Here is a 23047-nt window from a genome sequence, read left to right as displayed (position 1 = left end):
GATGAAAAGGTTATGTTATTTTGTAAATTCAGACTGGTACTTTGATTTACATTGGACAGAACGTGCGGTAGCGGCAAGGGATGCGGGTTATGAAATTCATATCATAAGTCATTTTATTGGTGAAGAGATTATAAAAAAATTCAAAACGCTTGGTTTTATTTGTCACAATGTGTCTCTTGTTGCTCAGTCATTTAATATTTTTGTTTTTTTTAGAGCATTCCTTAACGCTCGGAAAATTATTAAAGAGATTAATCCTGACTTATTGCATTGTATTACGCTCAAACCTTGCCTAATTGGTGGAGTTAACGCCAGGAGAAGTAATAGTCCAGTTGTTATCAGCTTTGTCGGACTTGGTCGAATATTTTTATATAATACCGTGCCAATGAGAATATTGCGTGCGTTAACCGTTTTGGTTTACAAATACATTGCCGGTAATAAGCGTAGCGTTTTTATTTTTGAACATGATAAAGATCGACGAAAAATATCGCGTTTAGTAGGTATTGATTATCATAAAACTATCGTTATCGAAGGTGCTGGAATTAACCCGGATATTTATAAATTCTCTATAGAGAAAAAACATGAGATACCGATAGTCCTTTTTGCAAGCCGAATGTTATGGAGTAAAGGTCTTGGCGATCTCATTGAAGCAAAAAAGATCCTCAGACAAAAAAATATCCATTTTGTTTTAAATGTTGCAGGTATATTGGCCGAGGACGATAAAGATGCTATCCCTTTGGAGCTCATTCATCACTGGCATCATGAAGGGCTAATTAACTGGCTGGGACGCTCTTCGAATGTATATGAGCTTATTCAGAAATCGAATATCGTTGCATTACCATCTATTTATCCGGAAGGAGTACCACGGCTTTTATTAGAGGCATCATCTGTAGGACGCGCATGTATTGCTTATGATACCGGCGGATGTGATAGCTTAATTATTCATAACTATAATGGGTTGATCGTGAAAAGTAATTCAGCTCAGGAGTTAGCGGTAGAATTAGAGTATTTGTTAAAAAATCCACAGATTCGCTTAGAGATGGGGGCGAATGGAAGAAAACGTGTAAAGGAATTGTTTTCCAGCATATTAGTCATTAATAAGACATTGCAAATTTATAAAGACACTATTGGTTGCTAACACCATAAAGTGCTGATGAAGTAGGTCAGTGTTTAGATAAATAGTATGTAAATATATAGAAAATAAATAAGTTATATTTTCATATCGTTAAAGAATAAGTTCTTCAGGTAAAGGTGACACGGAAACAATGAATGATTTGAAAGAAGCTCTGGCCAGGCACCAACTTTGGATTTCGCTAGGTTGGAATGATGTCCTGGGGCGATACCGGCGTTCGGTGTTAGGGCCTTTTTGGATAACGATTTCGATGGGGGTCACCATATCAGCGATGGGACCTCTTTATGGTTCGCTGTTCAGTTCTGGTTCCGAAAATTTTATCATGCATCTTACTTTAGGTATGATCTTTTGGGCCTTTCTATCAGCAACTATTAATGAGTCATGCGGAATATTTAATGAGTCCGCATCAATTATTAAACAATCTGACCTTCCGCTATATTTATATATATTACGTGTTTTCTATCGGCAGTTTATGATTATGTTGCATAATTTTATCATTATACCTTTCGTGATTTTTTTTACCAATACATCGGTAAATCTTGATATTCTACTTTTTATACCTGCAATTATAATAACATCCATCTCATTAATTTCTACAGGTATGATTCTCGCCATTTTTTGCACAAGATATCGTGATATGGGACCGGTTGTTCAAAGTGTAGTAACGTTGTGTTTTTTTATAACCCCCATCATTTGGACATCGGAACAATTACCAAAGGGAAGAAAGGAATTTGTTGATTATAATATTTTTTATTACTTTATGGAGATGCTCAGGAAACCATTAATGGGAACTGTACCAGATGTAACTATATGGTTTTACACAATAATAACCTCTATTATTATGTTGATGGTCTCAACCTTAGTGTTGACTAAATATCGCTCAAGAATCGTATACTGGTTATAATTAATGAAAATCTCTTGCAAAAACGTTGGCGTAATACTCCCCATATTTAACTCCAGCCACCGTTCATTTAAAAAAACTTTTCTACAGGCTGCTTCAGGTGGACGAATTGGCTCATCGAATACCGGGATTATTGAAGTAGAGGCATTAAAAAAAATTGATTTTACGCTTACCGAAGGTAACCGTCTTGCGCTTATTGGACACAATGGTTCGGGCAAAACAACTCTTCTGAGAGTACTTGCAGGGGCCTATAAACCAACTTCAGGGAAGTATGAATGTATCGGTCGAGTCACCAGCCTCATTGATCCCATGATGGGAATGGATGGTGAGCTTACCGGCCTGGAAAATATAAAACTGAGAGGACTATTTCTCGGTCTGTCAAAAAATGAAATAAAAAATATTACAGAAGATGTCATCGAGTTCAGCGAGTTAGGTGATTTTATTAAAGTCCCCGTTAGAACGTATTCTAGTGGTATGGTTCTGAGGCTTGGTTTTTCTATTTCCACTGCAATCAATCCTGAAATTTTACTGATGGATGAATGGATGAGCGTGGGTGATAGTGATTTTAAAAGAAAAGCAGAGATGAGATTAAATAGCTTTATCTCTAAAGCGGGCATTATGGTAATGGCCACTCACGATGATGAACTGGCTAAATCTGTATGTAATAAGTTCATCAGGCTTGAGCACGGTGAGATAGTTAGCAAAGGCGGATTTTAATATTCTTATTGCAGTATTTATATCACTACGCGGTGAGTAATTTACTATTTTATAATAGCGTTACCCCGGATAATATAAATTTATAGGTTCGTTATGTATTTTTTACTTCAAAAAGTAATTTTACCAAACATTGATCTATGCACGGAAGAGCAGCTTTATTTCAGAACTCAGGGCGGGAAGTATAACTATACCTCACGTAACTTACTTGTTCCGCGTCATAAGGTTGCATGTTTTGATACTTTTTTTAATGCATTCTCAGTTAAGAAATGGAAAAAATATACAACCTTAACATCACTTTTTTTGCGGGTTAATATAATTGGTCGCGGAACTATAAACGTAAGGCACAAAGAGAATGGTGTCATTAGAGTATTAAAACAAATTGATTTTAAATCGTCATGCAATATTAGTGATGAGATTGAGATTGATATATCAAAAATAAATTTCGGATATATCTATGTGGAGTGGCAATCAGACGAAGACTCTGTTTTAAATGGATTTGAATTTCTGACTAAAGATCATGTTAGTAAATCATCTATGGCTTTAGTTATAACAACTTATAATAGAAAAGAAGCTGTTACTAAAACAATCAATAGAATTAATAAAACACTCTTAACCCAGAGCGAATTTAAAGATCGTTTTAAATTGATTGTCGTTAATAATGGCGAGGCGATTAATCACCCGTCAGGAAACGGCATTATGGTTATCAATAATGAAAACCTCGGTGGTTCAGGCGGGTTTATGAGAGGTTTGATAGAGGCAGGGAAAATCAACGATGTCAAACATGTCATATTTATGGATGACGACGGCTCATGTGAAATTGAATCGATTTGTCGAACTCATGCTTTTTTACTGATGGCTAAAGACAAAAATACAGTTGTTACTGGCTGTATGCTTTTTGAGGATAACCCGGCAATCATACATGAATCTGGTGCCATATGGCATAGAGATTTTTTACATTACCCGGATAAACATTATCTGGATGCTCGGGAAATAGATTCTTTAGATACTTTTGATAATGAAAGAAAAATAGGCTACGGTGGATGGTGGTTTTTTGCCTTTAATATTAACGCTATTGAATATTACTCATTTCCTTTCTTTGTTCGTGGTGATGACCTGCTATTTGGATATATGCATAAAAAACATAATATTGTCACACTTAATGGTGTGGCTTCGTGGCAAATGGATTTTGAAAGAAAAATATCGGTTCTAAATAGCTATTTGAACTTCAGGACTGTTGCTGTACCTGCATTAATTAGTAAAAGAAAGTTTGCTGCACTACTGTTAAGTGTTTTCTTTGTGCGGGAAGTCTTTCTTGCGAGTTTTTCATGCCGCTATGAACTTGCCAGAGCAATGATTATGTCATATAACGATTGTCTTTCTGGGCGGGAGTTTTGGGAAGATAATGTAGATCTTCTGGAGATAAGAAAAAGAATTAATGCAATAACTCATAATGAAAAATTCAATGTAGAAGGTATTGATATTGTTAATGGTTGTGTTGATTACCCATGTTCTGGTAAAGAAAAAGCCATCTACAAATTTTTTAGATGCATAACCCTTAATGGACACTTAATTCCAGCTTTCTTTTTAATTAAAAAACCAATCGTGGTTGATTATCGTCATTATCACCCTACTAAGTTTTCATTCCGGAGAATTACTATCTATCATTTAAATATAGAAAATGGTAAATTATTAAAACTTACCCACTCAAAAATGGAGTTTTTTAAAGTTATTATTAATGGTTTGTTTACGGCAGTCAAAAATTTTTATCGGTTTAAATCTGCAAAAAAAGAAATGAAAAATAGTTTGCCCTATCTTACCTCAAAGCTCTTTTGGTATAAAAAATTCAATAAAAAATCTGAAGATAAATATTAAACATGATGTAAGTGGTGTTGATGAGAATTATACCGATTTTTTAATTATATGACTATGATAATCTTAGGTATGGTTCTGTTGCTACACCTTATCTGGTGTCAGTCTAATAAAATATTATAATCCTTACCCAATGTCAGCATTCATTCATAGGGTGTTAATTTTATATATACCGTAAAACGCGAAATCAGAATATGGAAAAGAGTCTTTTAGTTATTGTCCGACATAAACCTGGGCGTACTCGGCTATTAATGCGGGCCTTGCAATCCATTAATGACCAGACGTTCAAAAAAATAAATATCATCATTTTCTGCATGGGGGAAGAATTGAAATGTCACAATGTGGATGATTTTTATCTGAAAGAAATGTCAAATATATATAGTGTTATCTACGACGAAAGCTGTATCTTTAATGCTATTAAGATGTCTGAATCTAATTATTTATGCTTTATGGATGATGACGACTCCTGGGCCCCTGAATATGTGTCAAGGCTACTCAGTGTTTTGGCGAATATACAGTCAACGTATTCATCTGTAAATGCAATAGCATGCCATACAAATAAAGTTGCTGAGATTGCGGAAAATAATAGAATAATTATAAATTCAACGCAACCATGGAACCACTATTTAAATGCTGGCCCTGTTAGTTTTGATGTTATTTATTACAGGAATTCTATTCCACTGTCCTCGTGTTTATTCGATAAAAATTCTGTTATCGATGTGATTGAAAGTCATAAATTATCCTCTCCTGCATTTTTCTGGCCTTTTTTTATTCATTACCTGGCAGAAAATGATGTTTGGATCTTACCTGAAGCACTGGCATTTTATCATTTCAGAGAAAATGATGACTTTGAATTTGGCAATTATACCGTAATTAACAATGAGTTATTTGATATAGAATGCAAAATTGCAGAAAATAAAATGATGAGAAGTATTGATGACTCATCATTACTCAATGTGTTACTTTCAAATATTGCTAACAATAGTCTTTTTCATAAAATTTCCTATATTGAAAATAAGATTAAATAAAATATGGATATGAACTTTAAAAAATACAAGACCGTAAGCTTTGATATCTTTGATACATTGGTTAGCCGGAGGATTTACCGTCCCAGAGATTTGTTTTCATTAATGCAATCAACTTTAGCAACTGAGAAATTTTTTATATCAGCGTACGAGATTGGTATTATTGATAATTTCCCAGAGATAAGAGTTCAGGCGGAAGTAAGTGCCAGAGAGAATAGGGTCAGGCGTTTTGGCGGCGAGCCGGAAATACTTATATCTGAAATATACGATGAAGTTTTAAAAAAGCATCCGCAGCTTTCACCAGCGACAGTAAAAAAGATAATCGATCTGGAAATACAAATGGAGAAGATTGTTTTATATAAAAATGCGCGTGGAAGCTGTTTGTTTGAAAAGGCTATTAGTGATGGTTGTAAAGTCATTTTAATTAGTGATATGTACCTTCCATCAGCAATATTAAAGGAGTTGTTAACATCATGTGGCTATGATATCAGTAACATTCCAGTTTATTCATCTGGCGAAGAGCGGTACTCTAAAAATAGTGGTAAATTATTTTCAATAGTCAAGAAAAATGAAAATGTAGATATTGCATCATGGATGCATGTTGGCGACAATGTTCATGCTGATATTCTGAATGCTAAAAAACTCGGCATAAATACTCTCCATGCTGATTGGTCAGAGTATAATCATGGGGTATCTAATCATTGGAAAACTAAAGATATTATTGGTGAATCTATTTGTAAGACTTTATTACTTAAACAAGTTTCTGCTTTCCATCAAAATGATCCTTTAAATGAGATAGGATTTAAAGTATTTGGTCCGTTATTATTAGGTTATGTATCCTGGTTAGCGAATCAGTTAAAGATTCATAAAATTGATAAAGCGCTTTTTTTAGCACGCGATGCTCACTTAATCTATAAAATTTATAATGAATACTTTTCAGAAGAACATGTAAAATGTGAATATTTATATATATCCCGCGCATCAGCTTATATGGTGGGGATGACTGATTGGCCGATGCACAGGATTTGGCATCTTTTTGGTGGTAAGAATAAGAAAAGTATTAAAAAGATACTTGCTATCGCGGGGTTAGATGCGAGTGAGCATATTTCAGATATACATCATGTTGGTTTTCCTGACGAGGAATATATTCCTGTTTCAGGAGAGGAACATAAGGTTCACTGGCTTATAAATAAATTATTTCCATATATTTTATTAAAAAATACTCAGCACAGGGAAGTTTACGCTGATTACTTTAAAACGGCCTGTGAAGGTTATAAAAATATAGCACTTATCGATGTAGGATGGATGGGTAATATTCAATCAGTATTTGCTCGTTCTTTAGGTGCGCAATGGGCAGAAAAACAAATACATGGGTTTTATTTGGCAACTTTTGTTGGCGCCAATGATAACCGATCTATTTATAATAAGATGTTTGGTTGGCTAACCAACTATGGCCATCCCCACGATAAGTGTGATCTTTTCTTATCAGGAGGGGTGGAAATAATGGAGTTCGCTATGGCTGATAATACTGGGTCAACAATTGGCTATAAAAAAACGGATAATGGAATAATTCCTGTACGTGAAGATAGCAGTGGTTCTGAAATTGAGTATTTAAAAAAAGCGGCAAGATTGCAATCAGGGATTATTTCTTTTTTTGAGTACGTCAAACCGCTCATACAAAAAGGAAATTATGCAGCACTTAGTAGTGTTGTATTGTCAGAACCTTTTTTTGAATTGATAGCCAGACCCTCAAGCGCTCAACTGGACGCCTTATCTTCCCTCACACATTCAGAGTCCGCGGGATCTAACGCAGAAAGAATCGTGCTAGCCAAGAAACTGCCTTTAAAGGATAAACTTTTTCCCGGAGAAAATTATATCAAAGAGTTGAATGCCAGTTATTGGAAAGAAGGCTTTAAAAGGATCAACAGAAAAAAATTTTGGGCAAAATATAACTAAGCGTCATTTAATTCCGGTAGGCAGACAATCATTATTGGGCGCTCGCCCGACAAGGGCTGAGTCGATTATGCCCTGGCGCGATCATGTTAACCCTGACGGGGAAGTGGTCTCGTGCTGCGATAATGTTATTATCACTGGATACCACCGCCTGTTTGTCCATCCGCTGTGGATGTTCATTATGGCGTTCGATGTGCATTCCAGACAGTCAGAGGCGGGGTAGTCCATTAATCAACTGTTAACAAAGGATATTATCATGCCTGAAGGCCCGGAAATTCGTCGTGCGGCGGATAATCTGGAGGCGGCAATCAAAGGCAAACCCTTAACCGATGTCTGGTTTGCCTTTGCACAGTTAAAACCGTATGAATCGCAGCTTACCGGTCAACTTGTTACCCGGATAGAGACGCGGGGAAAAGCGTTATTGACCCACTTTTCAAATGGCCTGACGCTCTACAGCCACAACCAACTCTATGGCGTATGGCGGGTGATCGACACCGGTGAAATACCGCAGACCACGCGTATATTGCGCGTCAGGCTACAAACGGCAGATAAAACTATTCTGCTTTATAGCGCGTCTGATATCGAAATGCTGACAGCAGAGCAGATCACGACGCACCCCTTTTTACAGCGAGTCGGTCCGGATGTGCTGGACGCGCGTCTCACTCCGGAAGAGGTTAAAGCTCGATTGCTGTCGCCGCGTTTTCGCAACCGACAATTTTCCGGACTGTTGCTGGATCAGGCCTTTCTGGCGGGATTGGGGAATTATCTGCGCGTTGAAATCCTCTGGCAGGTAGGGTTAACCGGACAACATAAAGCGAAAGATCTCAACGAGGCGCAACTGAATGCGCTTTCTCACGCGCTGTTGGATATTCCGCGCCTGTCCTACACGACTCGCGGTCAGGCGGATGAAAACAAGCATCATGGCGCACTGTTTCGCTTTAAGGTTTTCCACCGTGACGGCGAAGCGTGCGAGCGGTGCGGCGGCATTATTGAAAAGACAACACTTTCCTCACGCCCGTTTTACTGGTGCCCGCATTGCCAGAAATAGCCGGAACCGCCATCGGCGAGCGGCTATTGTCTGATGGCGCGACGCTTATCAGTCCTACAAAGGTTGTCTGGGCGCATAGGTTGATATAAAACGGGCCACTGCTGGCCCAGTTAACAGAATGCTGAACAGCCGTAGGGTTTGCATTGCCATGATGAGCGCCATATCGGCACTGCTTCCTGCCGCGATCGCGGCAACCGTATCCAGACCACCGGGACTGGTGGCGAGATAAGCCGTCATAAAATCAATCTGCATGTAGTAAGCCATTCCCCACGCCATCGCGGCGCAAATCGCCATCAGCGCGAAAATTGACAATAAGATTTGCGGCAATGGCCGCAGCGCCATAAAAAAAACCTGTCTGTCAAAGCCCAGCCCAATACGCCAGCCTATCGCCATATACGCCACGGCCAGCAGCCATTCGGGTAATTCAATTTCAATGATGCCGTGCGAATGGAGAAGCGCGCCTGCCAACATAGGGAGCAGCATCGTGCCGGAAGGGATACGCATCAGGCGACCGGCAATGCCCGCCACGATCGCTAATAGCAGCGTCGTCAATACATTACCGCTAAGCGGCGGAAACCAGACCACCTGTTGGCTGACCGCTGCCGCGCTGTCGCCGAGTATCAGGCGTGTCACCAGCACCGCCGCGCCAGCCACAAACAGTACCCGTAGATACTGCATAAACGCCACCAGGCGGATATCCGCCCCGTAATCTTGCGCCATCGCTACCATTGCCGCTGCGCCGCCCGGCGATGACCCCCATGCGCCGGTGTTGCCGGGCAGCGAGCTGTAGCGTACCAGCAGCCAGCCGACTATCGCGCTGGAAAGCAGCGTCACCAGCAACACTAAAAGCACGACCGGCCAGTAGAGGGCGAGGGTGGTCAATATCGAACCGGTTAGATTTTGGGCGATCATACAGCCGAGAATCGCCTGCGCGGCGAGAAAAATACCGCGCGGAAGTTGTAGCGTACTACCTCGCAAACTCAACACGATACCCGCAATCATTGGACCGAGCAGCATCGCCGCCGGAAGGTGCAGATAGAGAAAAATAAGGGAAATGAGCAGCGATAACAGGAACAACAAAAACCACTGCAGAATCGGCATTCCATGCTCCCTGAATGATATTTAGCGAAACCTTAATTAATCATAGAGAGTAACGGGGTAAGAATAAAATAATGAGGATAAGAAAAAAGGGAAAATGTAACGGATGGCGAGGGTTGCGTCGCCATCCGGTTGTCAATTAACGCTTCAGCGCCGATTTAAAGTCGCGTTTATCGTAGCCGGTATACAGCTGACGAGGACGGGCGATTTTCATGCCGTCAGTGTGCATTTCATTCCAGTGTGCAATCCAGCCAACGGTACGCGCCATGGCGAAGATCACGGTGAACATGGAGGACGGAATGCCCATCGCTTTCAGAATGATGCCGGAGTAGAAGTCTACGTTCGGGTACAGTTTCTTCTCGATGAAGTACGGGTCGTTGAGCGCAATGTGCTCAAGCTCCATCGCCACTTCCAGCAGATCGTCTTTGGTGCCCAGCTCTTTCAGCACTTCATGGCAGGTTTCACGCATCACGGTGGCGCGCGGATCGTAGTTTTTGTAAACACGGTGACCGAAGCCCATCAGGCGGAAAGAATCATTCTTGTCTTTCGCACGGCGAACAAATTCCGGAATGTGTTTAACAGAGCTGATTTCTTCCAGCATTTTCAGCGCGGCTTCGTTGGCGCCGCCGTGCGCGGGTCCCCACAGGGAGGCGATCCCGGCGGCAATGCAGGCGAACGGGTTGGCGCCGCTTGAACCTGCGGTACGTACCGTTGACGTAGAGGCGTTCTGCTCATGGTCAGCGTGCAGGATCAGAATACGGTCCATCGCGCGCTCCAGTACCGGATTCACTTCATAGGTTTCACACGGCGTGGAGAACATCATGTTCAGGAAGTTACCGGCGTAGGAAAGGTCGTTGCGCGGATAAACAAACGGCTGACCGATGGAATATTTGTAACACATCGCCGCCATGGTCGGCATTTTGGACAGCAGGCGGAACGCCGCGATTTCACGGTGGCGCGGATTGTTCACATCCAGCGAGTCGTGGTAGAACGCCGCCAGCGCGCCAGTGATCCCGCACATTACCGCCATCGGATGTGAGTCGCGACGGAAAGCATGGAACAGGCGAGTGATTTGCTCATGGATCATCGTATGGCGGGTGACTGTCGTTCTGAACTCGTCATACTCTTCCTGCGTCGGTTTTTCGCCGTACAGCAGGATGTAACAGACTTCCAGATAGTTGGAATCGGTAGCAAGCTGGTCAATCGGGAAACCGCGATGCAACAAAATGCCTTCGTCGCCGTCGATGAAGGTGATTTTAGATTCGCAGGATGCGGTAGAGGTGAAACCAGGGTCAAAAGTAAAAACTCCTTTTGAACCGAGACTACGAATATCAATAACATCTTGACCGAGTGTACCTTTTAGCACATCCAGTTCAATAGCAGTGTCACCAGTAAGGGTGATTTTTGCCTTTGTATCAGCCATTTACGGTCTCCTTAGCGCCTTATTGCTTAAGACTGCCGGAACTCAGACTTGCCTTCTCCACGTCATCTTCCTTGTCGTTAGTGCAGGGAAGATTCTGTGTATGCATCAATCAACCGTTACCAGTTTGTTATTTGGCTCGCCGCTCTGTGAAAGAGGGGATGACCTGGGTACAGAGCAATGGGCGCTTGCAGGTAACGGCTTGATTAATTTCGAATTAGCAGCAAATCAGGAGCGTAGCAATCCGAGTAATGTAACCTGTCTATCACTAATAACTGTCCTGAAAGAATGGGTCAATATCATTGTACTGTTGCATAACTTATTAACAGGTGAAAGAGTGACCCCATAACTTTTACGCATTATATGCTTTTTCTGGTGTTGTTTGTAACAATTTTGTTTAATGTTTGTCAAATCAGATGATTGAAAATTAAAAAAATGTTGTTATCGTGACCTGTGTCACTGTTCAGGATAAAACCTGACAAACTATATGTAGGTTAATTGTAATGATTTTGTGAACGTCCTATACTGCCGCCAGGTCTCCGGAATACCCTGCAATCCCGAGCCACCCAGCGTTGTAACGTGTCGTTTTAGCTACTGGAAGCAGTGTTTTACATGACGCGCAGTTATAGAAAGGACGCTGTCTGACCCGCACGCAGACCGGAGGAAGGAAATCCCGTCGTCTTTCTGGCTACAGGTAGATTCACCTCTGTAACCGAAGTCTTAAGGGAATAATAAGAACAGCATGTGGGCGTTATTCATGATAAGAAATGTGAAAAAACAAAGACCTGTCAATCTGGATCTACAAACGATTCGGTTCCCCATCACAGCGATAGCGTCCATTCTCCATCGCGTATCCGGTGTGATTACTTTCATCGCAGTCGGCATACTACTGTGGCTACTGGGCACCAGCCTCTCTTCTCCGGAAGGATTCCAGCAGGCCGCCGATATCATGGACGGCTTCATCGTTAAATTTATCATGTGGGGCATCCTTACCGCGCTGGCGTATCACGTCATCGTGGGAATTCGTCACATGTTAATGGATTTTGGCTATCTGGAAGAAACATTCGAAGCGGGTCAACGCTCTGCCAAAATCTCTTTTGTTATCACTGTCGTGCTTTCACTTCTCGCAGGAGTCCTCGTATGGTAAGCAACGCCTCCGCATTAGGACGCAATGGCGTACATGACTTCATCCTGGTCCGTGCTACCGCTATCGTTCTGACGTTATACATCATCTACATGGTGGGTTTTTTCGCCACGAGCGGCGAACTGACCTTTGAAGCCTGGACCGGTTTCTTCTCATCGGCCTTCACCAAAGTCTTCACCCTGCTGGCGCTTTTTTCCATCTTGATTCATGCCTGGATCGGCATGTGGCAGGTGTTAACCGACTACGTTAAACCACTGGCAGTGCGTCTGATACTGCAACTCGTTATTGTTGTTGCGCTGGTGGTTTACGTCATCTATGGATTTGTTGTGGTGTGGGGTGTGTAATGAAACTGCCAGTCAGAGAATTTGATGCTGTTGTGATTGGTGCCGGTGGCGCAGGTATGCGCGCGGCGCTGCAAATTTCCCAGAGCGGCCAAACCTGTGCGCTGCTCTCGAAAGTCTTCCCGACCCGTTCCCATACCGTTTCCGCGCAGGGCGGTATCACCGTGGCGCTCGGCAATACCCATGAAGATAACTGGGAATGGCACATGTACGACACCGTTAAGGGGTCGGACTACATTGGTGACCAGGATGCCATCGAATATATGTGTAAGACCGGACCGGAAGCGATTCTGGAACTGGAGCACATGGGGCTACCGTTCTCCCGTCTTGATGATGGACGTATCTATCAGCGCCCGTTCGGCGGCCAGTCGAAAAACTTTGGCGGCGAGCAGGCGGCACGTACCGCGGCAGCGGCTGACCGTACCGGTCACGCCTTGCTACATACGCTGTATCAACAGAATTTGAAAAACCACACCACGATTTTCTCCGAATGGTATGCGCTGGATCTGGTGAAAAACCAGGATGGCGCGGTGGTGGGGTGTACCGCACTGTGCATCGAAACCGGTGAAGTGGTGTACTTCAAAGCCCGCGCGACGGTGCTGGCGACCGGCGGCGCAGGCCGTATCTACCAGTCCACCACCAACGCTCATATCAATACCGGTGACGGTGTCGGTATGGCGCTGCGTGCCGGTGTCCCGGTGCAGGACATGGAAATGTGGCAGTTCCACCCGACCGGTATCGCCGGGGCGGGCGTGCTGGTGACAGAAGGCTGCCGCGGCGAAGGCGGTTACCTGCTGAACAAACACGGCGAGCGCTTTATGGAGCGTTATGCGCCGAACGCCAAAGACCTGGCGGGTCGTGACGTGGTGGCGCGTTCCATCATGATCGAAATCCGTGAAGGTCGCGGCTGTGATGGTCCGTGGGGGCCGCACGCTAAACTGAAACTGGATCACCTGGGTAAAGAGGTGCTGGAATCTCGCCTGCCGGGTATCCTGGAGCTGTCCCGCACATTCGCCCACGTTGACCCGGTGAAAGAGCCGATTCCGGTTATCCCGACCTGCCACTACATGATGGGCGGTATTCCGACTAAAGTGACCGGTCAGGCGCTGACCGTGAACGAGCAGGGCGAAGATGTGGTGATTCCGGGGCTGTTTGCGGTAGGCGAAATCGCCTGTGTATCGGTTCACGGCGCCAACCGTCTGGGCGGTAACTCACTGCTGGATCTGGTGGTCTTTGGCCGTGCGGCGGGGCTGCATTTACAGGAATCCATCGCCGAGCAGGGCGTGCTGCGCGACGCCAGCGAGTCTGACGTTGAAGGTTCTCTGGAGCGCCTGAATCGCTGGAACAATAACCGCAATGGCGAAGATCCGGTGGCTATCCGCAAAGCGTTGCAGGAGTGTATGCAGCATAACTTCTCCGTATTCCGTGAAGGCGACGCGATGGCGAAAGGGCTTGAGCAGTTGAAAGTGATCCGCGAGCGTCTGAAAAACGCCCGTCTGGATGACACGTCCAGCGAGTTTAATACCCAGCGTGTTGAGTGTCTGGAGCTGGATAACCTGATGGAAACCGCCTACGCCACTGCCGTATCAGCCAACTTCCGGACGGAAAGCCGCGGCGCGCATAGCCGCTTCGATTTCCCGGAGCGTGATGATGCCAACTGGTTGTGTCATACCCTGTATCAACCGCAAACGGAATCCATGACGCGCCGAAGCGTCAATATGGAACCGAAACTGCGTCCGGCGTTCCCGCCGAAGATTCGTACTTATTAATTGCGGAGACAGGATGATGAAACTCGAATTTTCGATTTATCGTTATAACCCGGATGTCGATAACGCTCCGCGTATGCAGGACTACACCCTGGAAGGCGAAGAAGGGCGTGACATGATGCTGCTGGATGCGTTAATCCAGCTTAAAGAAAAAGATCCCAGCCTTTCTTTCCGCCGTTCCTGCCGCGAAGGCGTGTGTGGTTCTGATGGTTTGAATATGAACGGTAAGAATGGTCTGGCCTGTATTACCCCTATTTCGGCGCTGACTCAGCCGGGTAAGAAGATTGTGATTCGCCCGCTACCCGGTTTGCCGGTGATCCGCGATTTGGTGGTAGACATGGGGCAATTCTACGCACAATATGAGAAGATTAAGCCTTACTTATTGAATAATGGGCAAAATCCACCGGCTCGTGAGCATCTGCAGATGCCGGAGCAGCGTGAAAAACTCGATGGGCTGTATGAATGTATTCTTTGCGCCTGTTGCTCAACATCCTGCCCGTCATTCTGGTGGAACCCGGATAAGTTTATCGGTCCGGCGGGGCTGCTCGCGGCGTATCGATTCCTGATCGATAGTCGTGATACCGAGACCGACAGTCGTCTGGAAGGGATGAGCGATGCATTCAGCGTATTCCGCTGTCACAGCATTATGAACTGCGTCAGTGTATGTCCTAAGGGACTGAACCCGACGCGCGCTATCGGCCATATTAAGTCGATGCTGTTGCAGCGTAGCGCATAAGTAGTTGTAGTAGTTGCCGGATGGCGACGTACCGTCTTATCCGGCCTACGGGTTACGTATTCTGTAGGCCTGATAAGCCAGGCGCCATCGGGCAATAGAAGTGCAGGAAACCTCTAAAAACTGCCATATGATTAGTAATAATCGAGATGTTCAGAGCGAGACAAGGCGCGGTCTGAACGAATCTTCGGGAGCATAGTTAACTATGTGACCGGAGTGAGCGAAGGCCGCAACGCAGTCGTAGCCTGAACAGCGAAGATTATTAGACAGTTTTTAAAGGTTCCTTAGCGGACGCAGATGACACGACAGTCCGCAACAAGTGAACCCCGGCACGCATACAGCGTATGCGTGGTTAGTATCCACGGCGAAATACTCGTCATAGATCACGTTGCATGTGCGTTGGCTGCACTTGCTCACCCCGGTCACTTACTGGATGTAAGCTCCCAGGGATTCGCAAGCTTGCCGCCTTCCTGAAACGTGACCTATTTAGAGTATTAAATAAGCAGAAAAGATGCTTAAGGGATCACGATGCAGAACAGCGCTTTGAAAGCCTGGTTGGACTCTTCTTACCTCTCTGGTTCGAATCAGAGCTGGATAGAACAGCTCTATGAAGACTTCTTAACCGATCCTGACTCGGTAGACGCTAACTGGCGTTTGACGTTCCAGCAGTTACCTGGTACCGGAGTCAAACCGGATCAACTCCATTCAAAAACACGTGAATATTTCCGGCGGCAGGCGTTGGCTGGCTCACGTCACTCTTCTACGATTTCCGACCCTGACACCAATGTGAAGCAGGTTAAAGTCCTGCAGCTTATCAACGCTTATCGTTTCCGTGGCCATCAGCATGCAAACCTCGATCCGCTGGGACTGTGGAAACAAGAACGCGTGGCGGATCTGGATCCTTCTTTCCATGATTTGACCGAGGCCGATTTCCAGGAAACCTTCAATGTCGGCTCCTTTGCCAGCGGCAAAGAGACGATGAAGCTGGGCGAGCTGCTCGACGCGCTCAAACAGACCTACTGCGGCCCGATTGGCGCTGAGTATATGCACATCACCAGCACCGAAGAGAAACGCTGGATCCAACAGCGCATCGAATCCGGTCGCGCGGCCTTTAGCGCTGACGAGAAAAAACGCTTCCTGAACGAGCTGACCGCCGCTGAAGGGCTGGAACGTTATCTGGGTGCCAAATTCCCGGGTGCGAAACGTTTCTCGCTCGAGGGGGGAGATGCGCTGATACCCATGCTGAAAGAGATGGTTCGCCATGCGGGTAACAGCGGCACTCGCGAAGTGGTGCTGGGGATGGCGCACCGCGGTCGCCTGAACGTGCTGATCAACGTACTGGGTAAAAAACCGCAGGATCTGTTCGACGAATTTGCCGGTAAGCATAAAGAACATCTGGGTACCGGCGACGTGAAGTATCACATGGGCTTCTCGTCAGATATCGAAACCGAAGGCGGTCTGGTTCACCTGGCGCTGGCGTTTAACCCATCGCATCTGGAAATTGTGAGCCCGGTGGTGATGGGCTCCGTGCGCGCCCGTCTGGACAGACTGGACGAACCGAGCAGCAACAAAGTGTTGCCGATCACTATTCACGGCGACGCCGCGGTGACCGGCCAGGGCGTGGTTCAGGAAACCCTGAACATGTCGAAAGCGCGCGGTTACGAAGTGGGCGGTACGGTACGTATCGTTATCAACAACCAGGTAGGTTTCACCACCTCTAACCCACTGGATGCTCGTTCAACGCCTTACTGCACCGATATCGGTAAAATGGTCCAGGCGCCGATTTTCCACGTCAATGCGGACGATCCGGAAGCCGTCGCTTTTGTGACCCGTCTGGCACTGGACTTCCGTAATACCTTTAAACGCGATGTGTTCATCGATCTGGTGTGCTACCGCCGTCACGGCCACAACGAAGCCGACGAGCCAAGCGCAACCCAGCCGCTGATGTACCAGAAAATCAAAAAGCATCCGACGCCGCGTAAAATCTACGCCGACAAACTGGAAGCTGATAAGGTCGCAACGCTGGAAGATGCCACCGAAATGGTCAACCTCTATCGCGATGCGCTGGATGCAGGCGAATGCGTGGTGAAAGAGTGGCGTCCGATGAATATGCACTCGTTCACCTGGTCGCCGTATCTAAACCACGAATGGGATGAAGCATACCCGAACAAGGTAGAAATGAAGCGCCTGCAGGAGCTGGCAAAACGTATCAGCACCGTGCCGGAAGCCATTGAAATGCAGTCTCGCGTGGCGAAAATTTATGGCGACCGTCAGGCAATGGCGGCAGGCGAGAAATTGTTTGACTGGGGCGGCGCGGAAAATCTGGCTTACGCCACGCTGGTCGATGAAGGCATTCCGGTGCGCCTGTCCGGGGAAGACTCCGGTCGCGGCACCTTCTTCCATCGTCATGCGGTGATCCACAACCAGACGAACGGCTCAACGTATACGCCGTTGCAGCATATTCACAGCGGTCAGGGACAGTTTAAAGTCTGGGACTCCGTGCTGTCTGAAGAAGCGGTACTGGCTTTTGAATACGGTTATGCCACGGCGGAACCACGTACCCTGACTATCTGGGAAGCGCAGTTTGGCGATTTTGCCAACGGCGCGCAGGTAGTGATTGACCAGTTCATCTCCTCCGGCGAGCAGAAATGGGGCCGGATGTGCGGTCTGGTGATGCTGTTGCCGCATGGCTATGAAGGGCAGGGGCCGGAGCACTCCTCCGCGCGTCTGGAACGTTATCTGCAACTTTGCGCCGAGCAGAATATGCAGGTTTGCGTGCCGTCCACCCCGGCGCAGGTCTACCATATGCTGCGCCGTCAGGCGCTGCGCGGGATGCGTCGTCCGCTGGTGGTGATGTCGCCGAAATCGCTGCTGCGTCACCCGCTGGCGGTTTCCACGCTTGATGAACTGGCGAACGGTTCCTTCCAGCCGGCCATTGGCGAAATTGACGAGCTGGACCCTAAAGCCGTAAAACGCGTGGTAATGTGTTCTGGTAAGGTTTATTACGACCTGCTGGAACAACGGCGCAAAAACGACCAGAAAGATGTCGCTATCGTGCGCATCGAACAGCTCTATCCGTTCCCGCATAAAGCGGTGCAGGAAGCGCTGCAACCATACGCTCACGTCCATGATTTTGTCTGGTGCCAGGAAGAGCCGCTCAACCAGGGCGCATGGTACTGCAGTCAGCATCATTTCCGTGAAGTGATTCCGTTTGGGGCCGCTCTGCGTTATGCAGGTCGCCCGGCCTCCGCCTCTCCGGCGGTAGGGTATATGTCCGTTCACCAGAAACAGCAACAAGATCTGGTTAATGACGCGCTGAACGTCGATTAAATAAAGGATAAATAATGAGTAGCGTAGATATTCTTGTTCCCGACCTGCCTGAGTCCGTAGCGGACGCGACCGTCGCCACCTGGCATAAAAAACCGGGCGATGCGGTTGTTCGTGACGAAGTGCTGGTAGAAATCGAAACTGACAAAGTGGTACTGGAAGTACCGGCATCAGCGGACGGCATTCTGGATGCGGTTCTGGAAGAGGAGGGGACGACTGTCACCTCTCGCCAGATCCTGGGTCGCCTGCGTGAAGGCAACAGCGCGGGTAAAGAGACCAGCGCGAAATCTGAAGAGAAAGCGTCTACGCCGGCACAGCGCCAGCAGGCGTCGCTGGAAGAACAAAACAACGATGCGCTCAGCCCGGCGATCCGTCGCCTGCTGGCTGAACACAATCTGGAAGCCAGCGCCATTAAAGGCACTGGTGTGGGTGGGCGTCTGACCCGTGAAGATGTGGAAAAACATCTGGCGAAAGGCGAGTCTAAAGCACCTGTTGTTGAACCTGCAGCACAACCCGCTCTGGGCGCGCGCGGCGAAAAACGCGTGCCAATGACCCGCCTGCGCAAGCGCGTGGCCGAGCGTCTGCTGGAAGCGAAAAATTCTACCGCCATGCTGACGACCTTCAATGAAGTCAACATGAAGCCGATTATGGATTTGCGTAAGCAGTATGGCGAAGTGTTTGAAAAACGTCATGGTATCCGCCTGGGCTTTATGTCCTTCTACGTGAAAGCGGTAGTGGAAGCGCTGAAGCGTTATCCGGAAGTGAACGCCTCTATCGACGGCGATGACGTGGTGTATCACAACTACTTTGATGTGAGCATGGCGGTGTCTACGCCGCGCGGCCTGGTCACGCCGGTCCTGCGTGACGTGGATACGCTGGGCATGGCTGACATTGAGAAAAAAATTAAAGAACTGGCTGTCAAAGGCCGCGACGGCAAGCTGACCGTAGAAGACCTGACCGGTGGTAACTTCACCATCACCAACGGTGGTGTGTTCGGTTCCCTGATGTCTACGCCTATCATCAACCCACCGCAGAGCGCAATTCTGGGTATGCACGCTATCAAAGATCGTCCGATGGCAGTGAATGGTCAGGTTGAGATCCTGCCGATGATGTACCTGGCGCTCTCTTACGATCATCGCCTGATCGATGGTCGCGAATCCGTGGGCTTCCTGGTCACCATCAAAGAGTTGCTGGAAGATCCGACCCGTCTGCTGTTGGACGTGTAGTCAGCAAGAGCATCACCTGCTACCTGTAGGCCGGACAAGGCGTTCACGCCGCCATCCGGCGATGGTGTAATGCCTGATGGCGCGCAGCTTTCAGGCCTACAGGTCTAAAGATAACGATTACCTGAAGGATGGACAGAACACATGAACTTACATGAATATCAGGCAAAACAACTTTTTGCCCGCTATGGCTTACCGGCGCCGGTGGGTTATGCCTGTACTACTCCGCGTGAAGCCGAAGAAGCCGCGTCTAAAATCGGTGCCGGCCCGTGGGTAGTGAAATGTCAGGTTCACGCTGGCGGCCGCGGCAAAGCGGGCGGTGTGAAGGTAGTAAAAAGCAAAGAAGAGATTCGCGCCTTCGCGGAAAACTGGCTGGGCAAACGTCTGGTGACCTATCAAACAGACGCTAATGGCCAACCGGTAAACCAGATTCTGGTTGAAGCGGCGACCGACATCGGCAAAGAACTGTACCTCGGCGCGGTAGTTGACCGTAGTTCTCGTCGCGTGGTCTTTATGGCGTCTACCGAAGGCGGCGTAGAGATCGAAAAAGTCGCGGAGGAAACCCCGCATCTGATCCATAAAGTCGCGCTCGATCCGCTGACCGGCCCGATGCCGTATCAGGGACGGGAACTGGCGTTCAAATTGGGTCTGGAAGGTAAACTGGTGCAGCAGTTCACCAAAATCTTTATGGGCCTGGCAACCATTTTCCTTGAGCGCGACCTGGCGCTAATCGAAATTAATCCGCTGGTGATCACTAAGCAGGGCGATCTGATTTGCCTCGACGGCAAGCTGGGCGCTGACGGCAACGCGCTGTTCCGCCAGCCGGATCTGCGTGAAATGCGTGACCAGTCTCAGGAAGATCCGCGTGAAGCGCAGGCGGCGCAGTGGGAACTGAACTACGTCGCGCTGGACGGCAACATCGGTTGCATGGTGAACGGCGCGGGCCTGGCGATGGGCACCATGGACATCGTTAAGCTGCATGGCGGCGAACCGGCTAACTTCCTTGACGTGGGCGGCGGCGCAACCAAAGAGCGCGTCACCGAAGCGTTTAAAATCATCCTCTCGGATGACAACGTGAAAGCGGTTCTGGTTAACATCTTCGGCGGTATCGTCCGTTGTGACCTGATTGCCGACGGTATCATCGGCGCGGTGGAAGAAGTGGGCGTGAATGTTCCGGTGGTGGTGCGTCTGGAAGGCAACAACGCTGAACTCGGCGCGAAGAAACTGGCTGACAGTGGCCTGAATATTATTGCAGCGAAAAGTCTGACGGATGCAGCTCAGCAGGTTGTTGCCGCAGTGGAGGGGAAATAATGTCCGTTTTAATTAATAAAGATACCAAGGTTATCTGCCAGGGCTTCACCGGTAGCCAGGGGACTTTCCACTCCGAACAGGCGATTGCTTACGGTACGCAGATGGTCGGCGGCGTAACGCCGGGCAAAGGCGGCACCACGCATCTGGGTCTGCCGGTGTTCAACACCGTGCGCGAAGCGGTAGAAGCTACCGGTGCGACCGCATCCGTTATCTACGTGCCGGCGCCGTTCTGCAAAGACTCCATTCTGGAAGCGATCGACGCAGGCATCAAACTGATTATCACCATCACCGAAGGTATTCCGACGCTGGATATGCTGACCGTGAAAGTGAAGCTGGACGAAGCGGGCGTACGCATGATCGGCCCGAACTGCCCAGGTGTGATCACCCCGGGCGAATGCAAAATCGGCATCATGCCGGGTCACATTCATAAGCCGGGTAAAGTGGGTATCGTTTCCCGTTCCGGCACGCTGACCTATGAAGCGGTTAAGCAGACCACCGACTACGGTTTCGGCCAGTCCACCTGCGTGGGTATCGGCGGCGACCCGATTCCGGGCTCTAACTTCATCGACATCCTGAAGCTGTTCCAGGAAGATCCGCAGACTGAAGCGATCGTGATGATCGGCGAGATCGGCGGTAGCGCAGAAGAAGAAGCGGCGGCTTATATTAAAGACCACGTGACCAAGCCGGTTGTTGGCTATATCGCGGGTGTTACCGCGCCGAAAGGCAAGCGTATGGGCCACGCTGGCGCCATCATTGCCGGTGGTAAAGGCACTGCGGATGAAAAATTCGCCGCGCTGGAAGCCGCGGGCGTGAAAACCGTTCGCAGCCTGGCCGATATCGGCGAAGCGCTGAAAGCAATTATAAAATAAAACTCGCTGTTCCTGCGGGAACAGATAAATGTCCGTTTTCGACATGGTTGGCCACCTTTACGGTGGCCTTTTTTATGGCTTTATTGTTTGTGGCAAAGTACGGGTGAAGCATCCGGGATATAAAATTATTGGCTTTGTAAATATTGAACTATAGGAAAATGATGCCTCATTAAAAAAACATGGTGGAGTCTAAAAATAATTGATAATAACCGTCTGGCAGCGGCAGTAAATTTACTCAGTTTGCTGGTTAACTCTTTTTCAGCAAATACAGATGCTGTCTTAGTGAAAGACCTGCCGACCTCACTGGAGACGGATTATGCGCTTTCCGCCATGAAAAAAACGCATCGCAGCATTACACTATGTTGACGCTAACCTCTATAGTAAATTGACGCTTGACTCTGTGGCCGCGCATGTTTGCCTGAGCGCGAACTACATGTCTCCTCAGATGTATCGCGCTTACACAGACTGCTTGTTTAATGGCAGAATAAAACAGCTATTTTAATCATAAGAGTACCGACATTATTTCCATGAAGTATTAAAGATATCGTTTAATAAATTATATGAACTTTTGCTGGTTAAAAGAGGTTAACTTTAAAAATTATTAAGAACTTATTGACACTATTCGTTCGTGATTAATCATGTTTAAAGGGTATTTATGGCTGCGAATAAACAGAATTATCACTATGAGTGACGTAGAAATTGAGGGTGAATCTGTGAAGGTGATAACAGAATCTTCGCTATAATAATTATAGAGAGGTAAATACGGTGTTATTGAAATAAAAAAAAGTAGCGAATAAAATGTTTGTTTCTGGTTATCTGGAAAGCTTATTAGCGATAATTAAGGCGATAACCTGGCAAGATGATCCTGGCCGTTAGTCGTCGGGAAAGGGAAGTTGGGGCAGGGTAATCCCGGTGGGATGATGGCGCGTGTGCAATGAGATAGTTTCTTTGCGGTGTTAATTATAAGTAAAATAAAAATAGACTAAATGTATAAAATAATAAGTGTTGATAACCTACAGAAAAAATCTGTGAGCTATTTAGCAATAATTGAACATCAATGTGGAATGTTTTTTACTGGATGAGGGGCAGTAAAAAACGCACAAAATGTTTAGCCTTACCGAATAAGCCTCTTTTTACAGGGGGTCTGAAATTACTCTTTGCAAAAACAAAAAG

The 23047-nt window shown here is 46.9% G+C and carries 19 protein-coding genes; 16 read left to right on the top strand and 3 right to left on the bottom strand.

The features are described 5' to 3' along the window. Position 1 precedes the first annotated feature (1 nt). From OLG56_RS15020 to nei, 8 genes are all read left to right on the top strand, one after another. Complete coding sequence (locus OLG56_RS15020; RefSeq protein ID WP_001528796.1) at positions 2 to 1135, top strand: glycosyltransferase family 4 protein; 1134 nt, start codon at positions 2 to 4, stop codon at positions 1133 to 1135. 127 nt (positions 1136 to 1262) lie between these two features. Further along, on the top strand, positions 1263 to 2033 hold the full coding sequence (locus OLG56_RS15015; RefSeq protein WP_000998822.1) for an ABC transporter permease: 771 nt from the start codon (positions 1263 to 1265) through the stop codon (positions 2031 to 2033). A gap of 3 nt (positions 2034 to 2036) precedes the next feature. After that, positions 2037 to 2747: an ABC transporter ATP-binding protein gene (locus OLG56_RS15010; protein WP_001528845.1), complete on the top strand. Its 711-nt coding sequence runs from the start codon at positions 2037 to 2039 to the stop codon at positions 2745 to 2747. A 93-nt stretch (positions 2748 to 2840) separates the two neighbouring features. After that, entirely contained in the window at positions 2841 to 4619 is a 1779-nt protein-coding gene (locus OLG56_RS15005) for a glycosyltransferase (protein ID WP_001528777.1), read from the top strand. A gap of 191 nt (positions 4620 to 4810) precedes the next feature. Further along, on the top strand, positions 4811 to 5644 hold the full coding sequence (locus OLG56_RS15000) for a glycosyltransferase family A protein (protein ID WP_061377644.1): 834 nt from the start codon (positions 4811 to 4813) through the stop codon (positions 5642 to 5644). 57 nt (positions 5645 to 5701) lie between these two features. Beyond that, positions 5702 to 7597 (top strand): HAD family hydrolase, encoded by a 1896-nt coding sequence (locus OLG56_RS14995; RefSeq protein ID WP_077948828.1) that lies wholly within the window; start codon positions 5702 to 5704, stop codon positions 7595 to 7597. Positions 7598 to 7664: 67 nt separating this feature from the next. Next, positions 7665 to 7817, top strand: a complete 153-nt coding sequence (locus OLG56_RS14990; protein ID WP_001528779.1) for a hypothetical protein — start codon at positions 7665 to 7667, stop codon at positions 7815 to 7817. A gap of 33 nt (positions 7818 to 7850) precedes the next feature. Then, positions 7851 to 8642 carry an endonuclease VIII gene (gene nei, locus OLG56_RS14985; protein ID WP_001528819.1) on the top strand — a complete coding sequence of 264 codons (792 nt, stop codon included), beginning with the start codon at positions 7851 to 7853 and terminating at the stop codon, positions 8640 to 8642. Between the two features lie 54 nt (positions 8643 to 8696). Here the strand turns inward: nei and OLG56_RS14980 are convergent, their stop codons facing one another. The 3 genes from OLG56_RS14980 to OLG56_RS22350 form a co-directional block, all read right to left on the bottom strand. Beyond that, the gene (locus OLG56_RS14980; RefSeq protein ID WP_061377646.1) at positions 8697 to 9743 is read right to left on the bottom strand and encodes an AbrB family transcriptional regulator; all 1047 of its coding nucleotides are present in this window, start codon (positions 9741 to 9743) and stop codon (positions 8697 to 8699) included. 136 nt (positions 9744 to 9879) lie between these two features. Beyond that, positions 9880 to 11163, bottom strand: a complete 1284-nt coding sequence (locus OLG56_RS14975) for a citrate synthase (protein ID WP_000785811.1) — start codon at positions 11161 to 11163, stop codon at positions 9880 to 9882. Between the two features lie 225 nt (positions 11164 to 11388). After that, positions 11389 to 11520 carry a hypothetical protein gene (locus tag OLG56_RS22350; protein WP_418142699.1) on the bottom strand — a complete coding sequence of 44 codons (132 nt, stop codon included), beginning with the start codon at positions 11518 to 11520 and terminating at the stop codon, positions 11389 to 11391. Positions 11521 to 11902: 382 nt separating this feature from the next. Between OLG56_RS22350 and sdhC the strand changes: the two genes are divergently transcribed. The 8 genes from sdhC to sucD all read left to right on the top strand — a co-directional run bounded on the left by sdhC (position 11903) and on the right by sucD (position 21874). Beyond that, positions 11903 to 12307, top strand: coding sequence for a succinate dehydrogenase cytochrome b556 subunit (gene sdhC, locus OLG56_RS14965; RefSeq protein WP_000263340.1), 405 nt, complete (start codon positions 11903 to 11905; stop codon positions 12305 to 12307). Further along, positions 12301 to 12648, top strand: a complete 348-nt coding sequence (sdhD, locus tag OLG56_RS14960) for a succinate dehydrogenase membrane anchor subunit (protein ID WP_000254356.1) — start codon at positions 12301 to 12303, stop codon at positions 12646 to 12648. Before sdhC ends, sdhD begins: the two co-directional genes overlap by 7 nt. Next, positions 12648 to 14414: a succinate dehydrogenase flavoprotein subunit gene (gene sdhA / locus OLG56_RS14955; protein WP_000775561.1), complete on the top strand. Its 1767-nt coding sequence runs from the start codon at positions 12648 to 12650 to the stop codon at positions 14412 to 14414. The genes sdhD and sdhA overlap by 1 nt, the downstream gene beginning before the upstream one ends. 16 nt (positions 14415 to 14430) lie before the next feature. Continuing rightward, positions 14431 to 15147 carry a succinate dehydrogenase iron-sulfur subunit SdhB gene (gene sdhB, locus OLG56_RS14950; RefSeq protein ID WP_001537859.1) on the top strand — a complete coding sequence of 239 codons (717 nt, stop codon included), beginning with the start codon at positions 14431 to 14433 and terminating at the stop codon, positions 15145 to 15147. 525 nt (positions 15148 to 15672) lie between these two features. Next, positions 15673 to 18474: a 2-oxoglutarate dehydrogenase E1 component gene (sucA, locus tag OLG56_RS14945; RefSeq protein WP_001181500.1), complete on the top strand. Its 2802-nt coding sequence runs from the start codon at positions 15673 to 15675 to the stop codon at positions 18472 to 18474. A gap of 14 nt (positions 18475 to 18488) precedes the next feature. Next, positions 18489 to 19697, top strand: coding sequence for a 2-oxoglutarate dehydrogenase complex dihydrolipoyllysine-residue succinyltransferase (odhB, locus tag OLG56_RS14940; protein ID WP_061377647.1), 1209 nt, complete (start codon positions 18489 to 18491; stop codon positions 19695 to 19697). A 141-nt stretch (positions 19698 to 19838) separates the two neighbouring features. Then, positions 19839 to 21005 carry an ADP-forming succinate--CoA ligase subunit beta gene (gene sucC, locus OLG56_RS14935; RefSeq protein ID WP_001048590.1) on the top strand — a complete coding sequence of 389 codons (1167 nt, stop codon included), beginning with the start codon at positions 19839 to 19841 and terminating at the stop codon, positions 21003 to 21005. After that, entirely contained in the window at positions 21005 to 21874 is an 870-nt protein-coding gene (sucD, locus tag OLG56_RS14930; protein ID WP_000114631.1) for a succinate--CoA ligase subunit alpha, read from the top strand. The genes sucC and sucD overlap by 1 nt, the downstream gene beginning before the upstream one ends. Positions 21875 to 23047: the final 1173 nt, after the last annotated feature.

The sequence above is a fragment of the Salmonella sp. 2018103 genome (assembly GCF_026247685.1).
In the GTDB taxonomy this organism is placed as follows: Bacteria; Pseudomonadota; Gammaproteobacteria; order Enterobacterales; family Enterobacteriaceae; genus Salmonella; species Salmonella enterica.
The sequence above is the reverse complement of the archived record's forward strand: the minus strand, read 5'-3'. Positions and strand labels throughout refer to the sequence as shown.

Excerpts from the sequence above, each read along its gene's own strand:
- sucA (WP_001181500.1), top strand. The coding sequence starts at position 15,673 with ATGCAGAACAGCGCTTTGAAAGCCTGGTTGGACTCTTCTTACCTCTCT.
- OLG56_RS15000 (WP_061377644.1), top strand. The coding sequence starts at position 4,811 with ATGGAAAAGAGTCTTTTAGTTATTGTCCGACATAAACCTGGGCGTACT.
- OLG56_RS15015 (WP_000998822.1), top strand. The coding sequence starts at position 1,263 with ATGAATGATTTGAAAGAAGCTCTGGCCAGGCACCAACTTTGGATTTCG.
- sucC (WP_001048590.1), top strand. The coding sequence starts at position 19,839 with ATGAACTTACATGAATATCAGGCAAAACAACTTTTTGCCCGCTATGGC.
- sdhB (WP_001537859.1), top strand. The coding sequence starts at position 14,431 with ATGAAACTCGAATTTTCGATTTATCGTTATAACCCGGATGTCGATAAC.
- sdhD (WP_000254356.1), top strand. The coding sequence starts at position 12,301 with ATGGTAAGCAACGCCTCCGCATTAGGACGCAATGGCGTACATGACTTC.
- OLG56_RS14975 (WP_000785811.1), bottom strand. The coding sequence starts at position 11,163 with ATGGCTGATACAAAGGCAAAAATCACCCTTACTGGTGACACTGCTATT.
- OLG56_RS15020 (WP_001528796.1), top strand. The coding sequence starts at position 2 with ATGAAAAGGTTATGTTATTTTGTAAATTCAGACTGGTACTTTGATTTA.
- OLG56_RS22350 (WP_418142699.1), bottom strand. The coding sequence starts at position 11,520 with ATGCGTAAAAGTTATGGGGTCACTCTTTCACCTGTTAATAAGTTATGC.
- OLG56_RS14980 (WP_061377646.1), bottom strand. The coding sequence starts at position 9,743 with ATGCCGATTCTGCAGTGGTTTTTGTTGTTCCTGTTATCGCTGCTCATT.
- sdhA (WP_000775561.1), top strand. The coding sequence starts at position 12,648 with ATGAAACTGCCAGTCAGAGAATTTGATGCTGTTGTGATTGGTGCCGGT.
- OLG56_RS15010 (WP_001528845.1), top strand. The coding sequence starts at position 2,037 with ATGAAAATCTCTTGCAAAAACGTTGGCGTAATACTCCCCATATTTAAC.
- sucD (WP_000114631.1), top strand. The coding sequence starts at position 21,005 with ATGTCCGTTTTAATTAATAAAGATACCAAGGTTATCTGCCAGGGCTTC.
- odhB (WP_061377647.1), top strand. The coding sequence starts at position 18,489 with ATGAGTAGCGTAGATATTCTTGTTCCCGACCTGCCTGAGTCCGTAGCG.
- OLG56_RS15005 (WP_001528777.1), top strand. The coding sequence starts at position 2,841 with ATGTATTTTTTACTTCAAAAAGTAATTTTACCAAACATTGATCTATGC.
- OLG56_RS14990 (WP_001528779.1), top strand. The coding sequence starts at position 7,665 with ATGCCCTGGCGCGATCATGTTAACCCTGACGGGGAAGTGGTCTCGTGC.
- sdhC (WP_000263340.1), top strand. The coding sequence starts at position 11,903 with ATGTGGGCGTTATTCATGATAAGAAATGTGAAAAAACAAAGACCTGTC.
- nei (WP_001528819.1), top strand. The coding sequence starts at position 7,851 with ATGCCTGAAGGCCCGGAAATTCGTCGTGCGGCGGATAATCTGGAGGCG.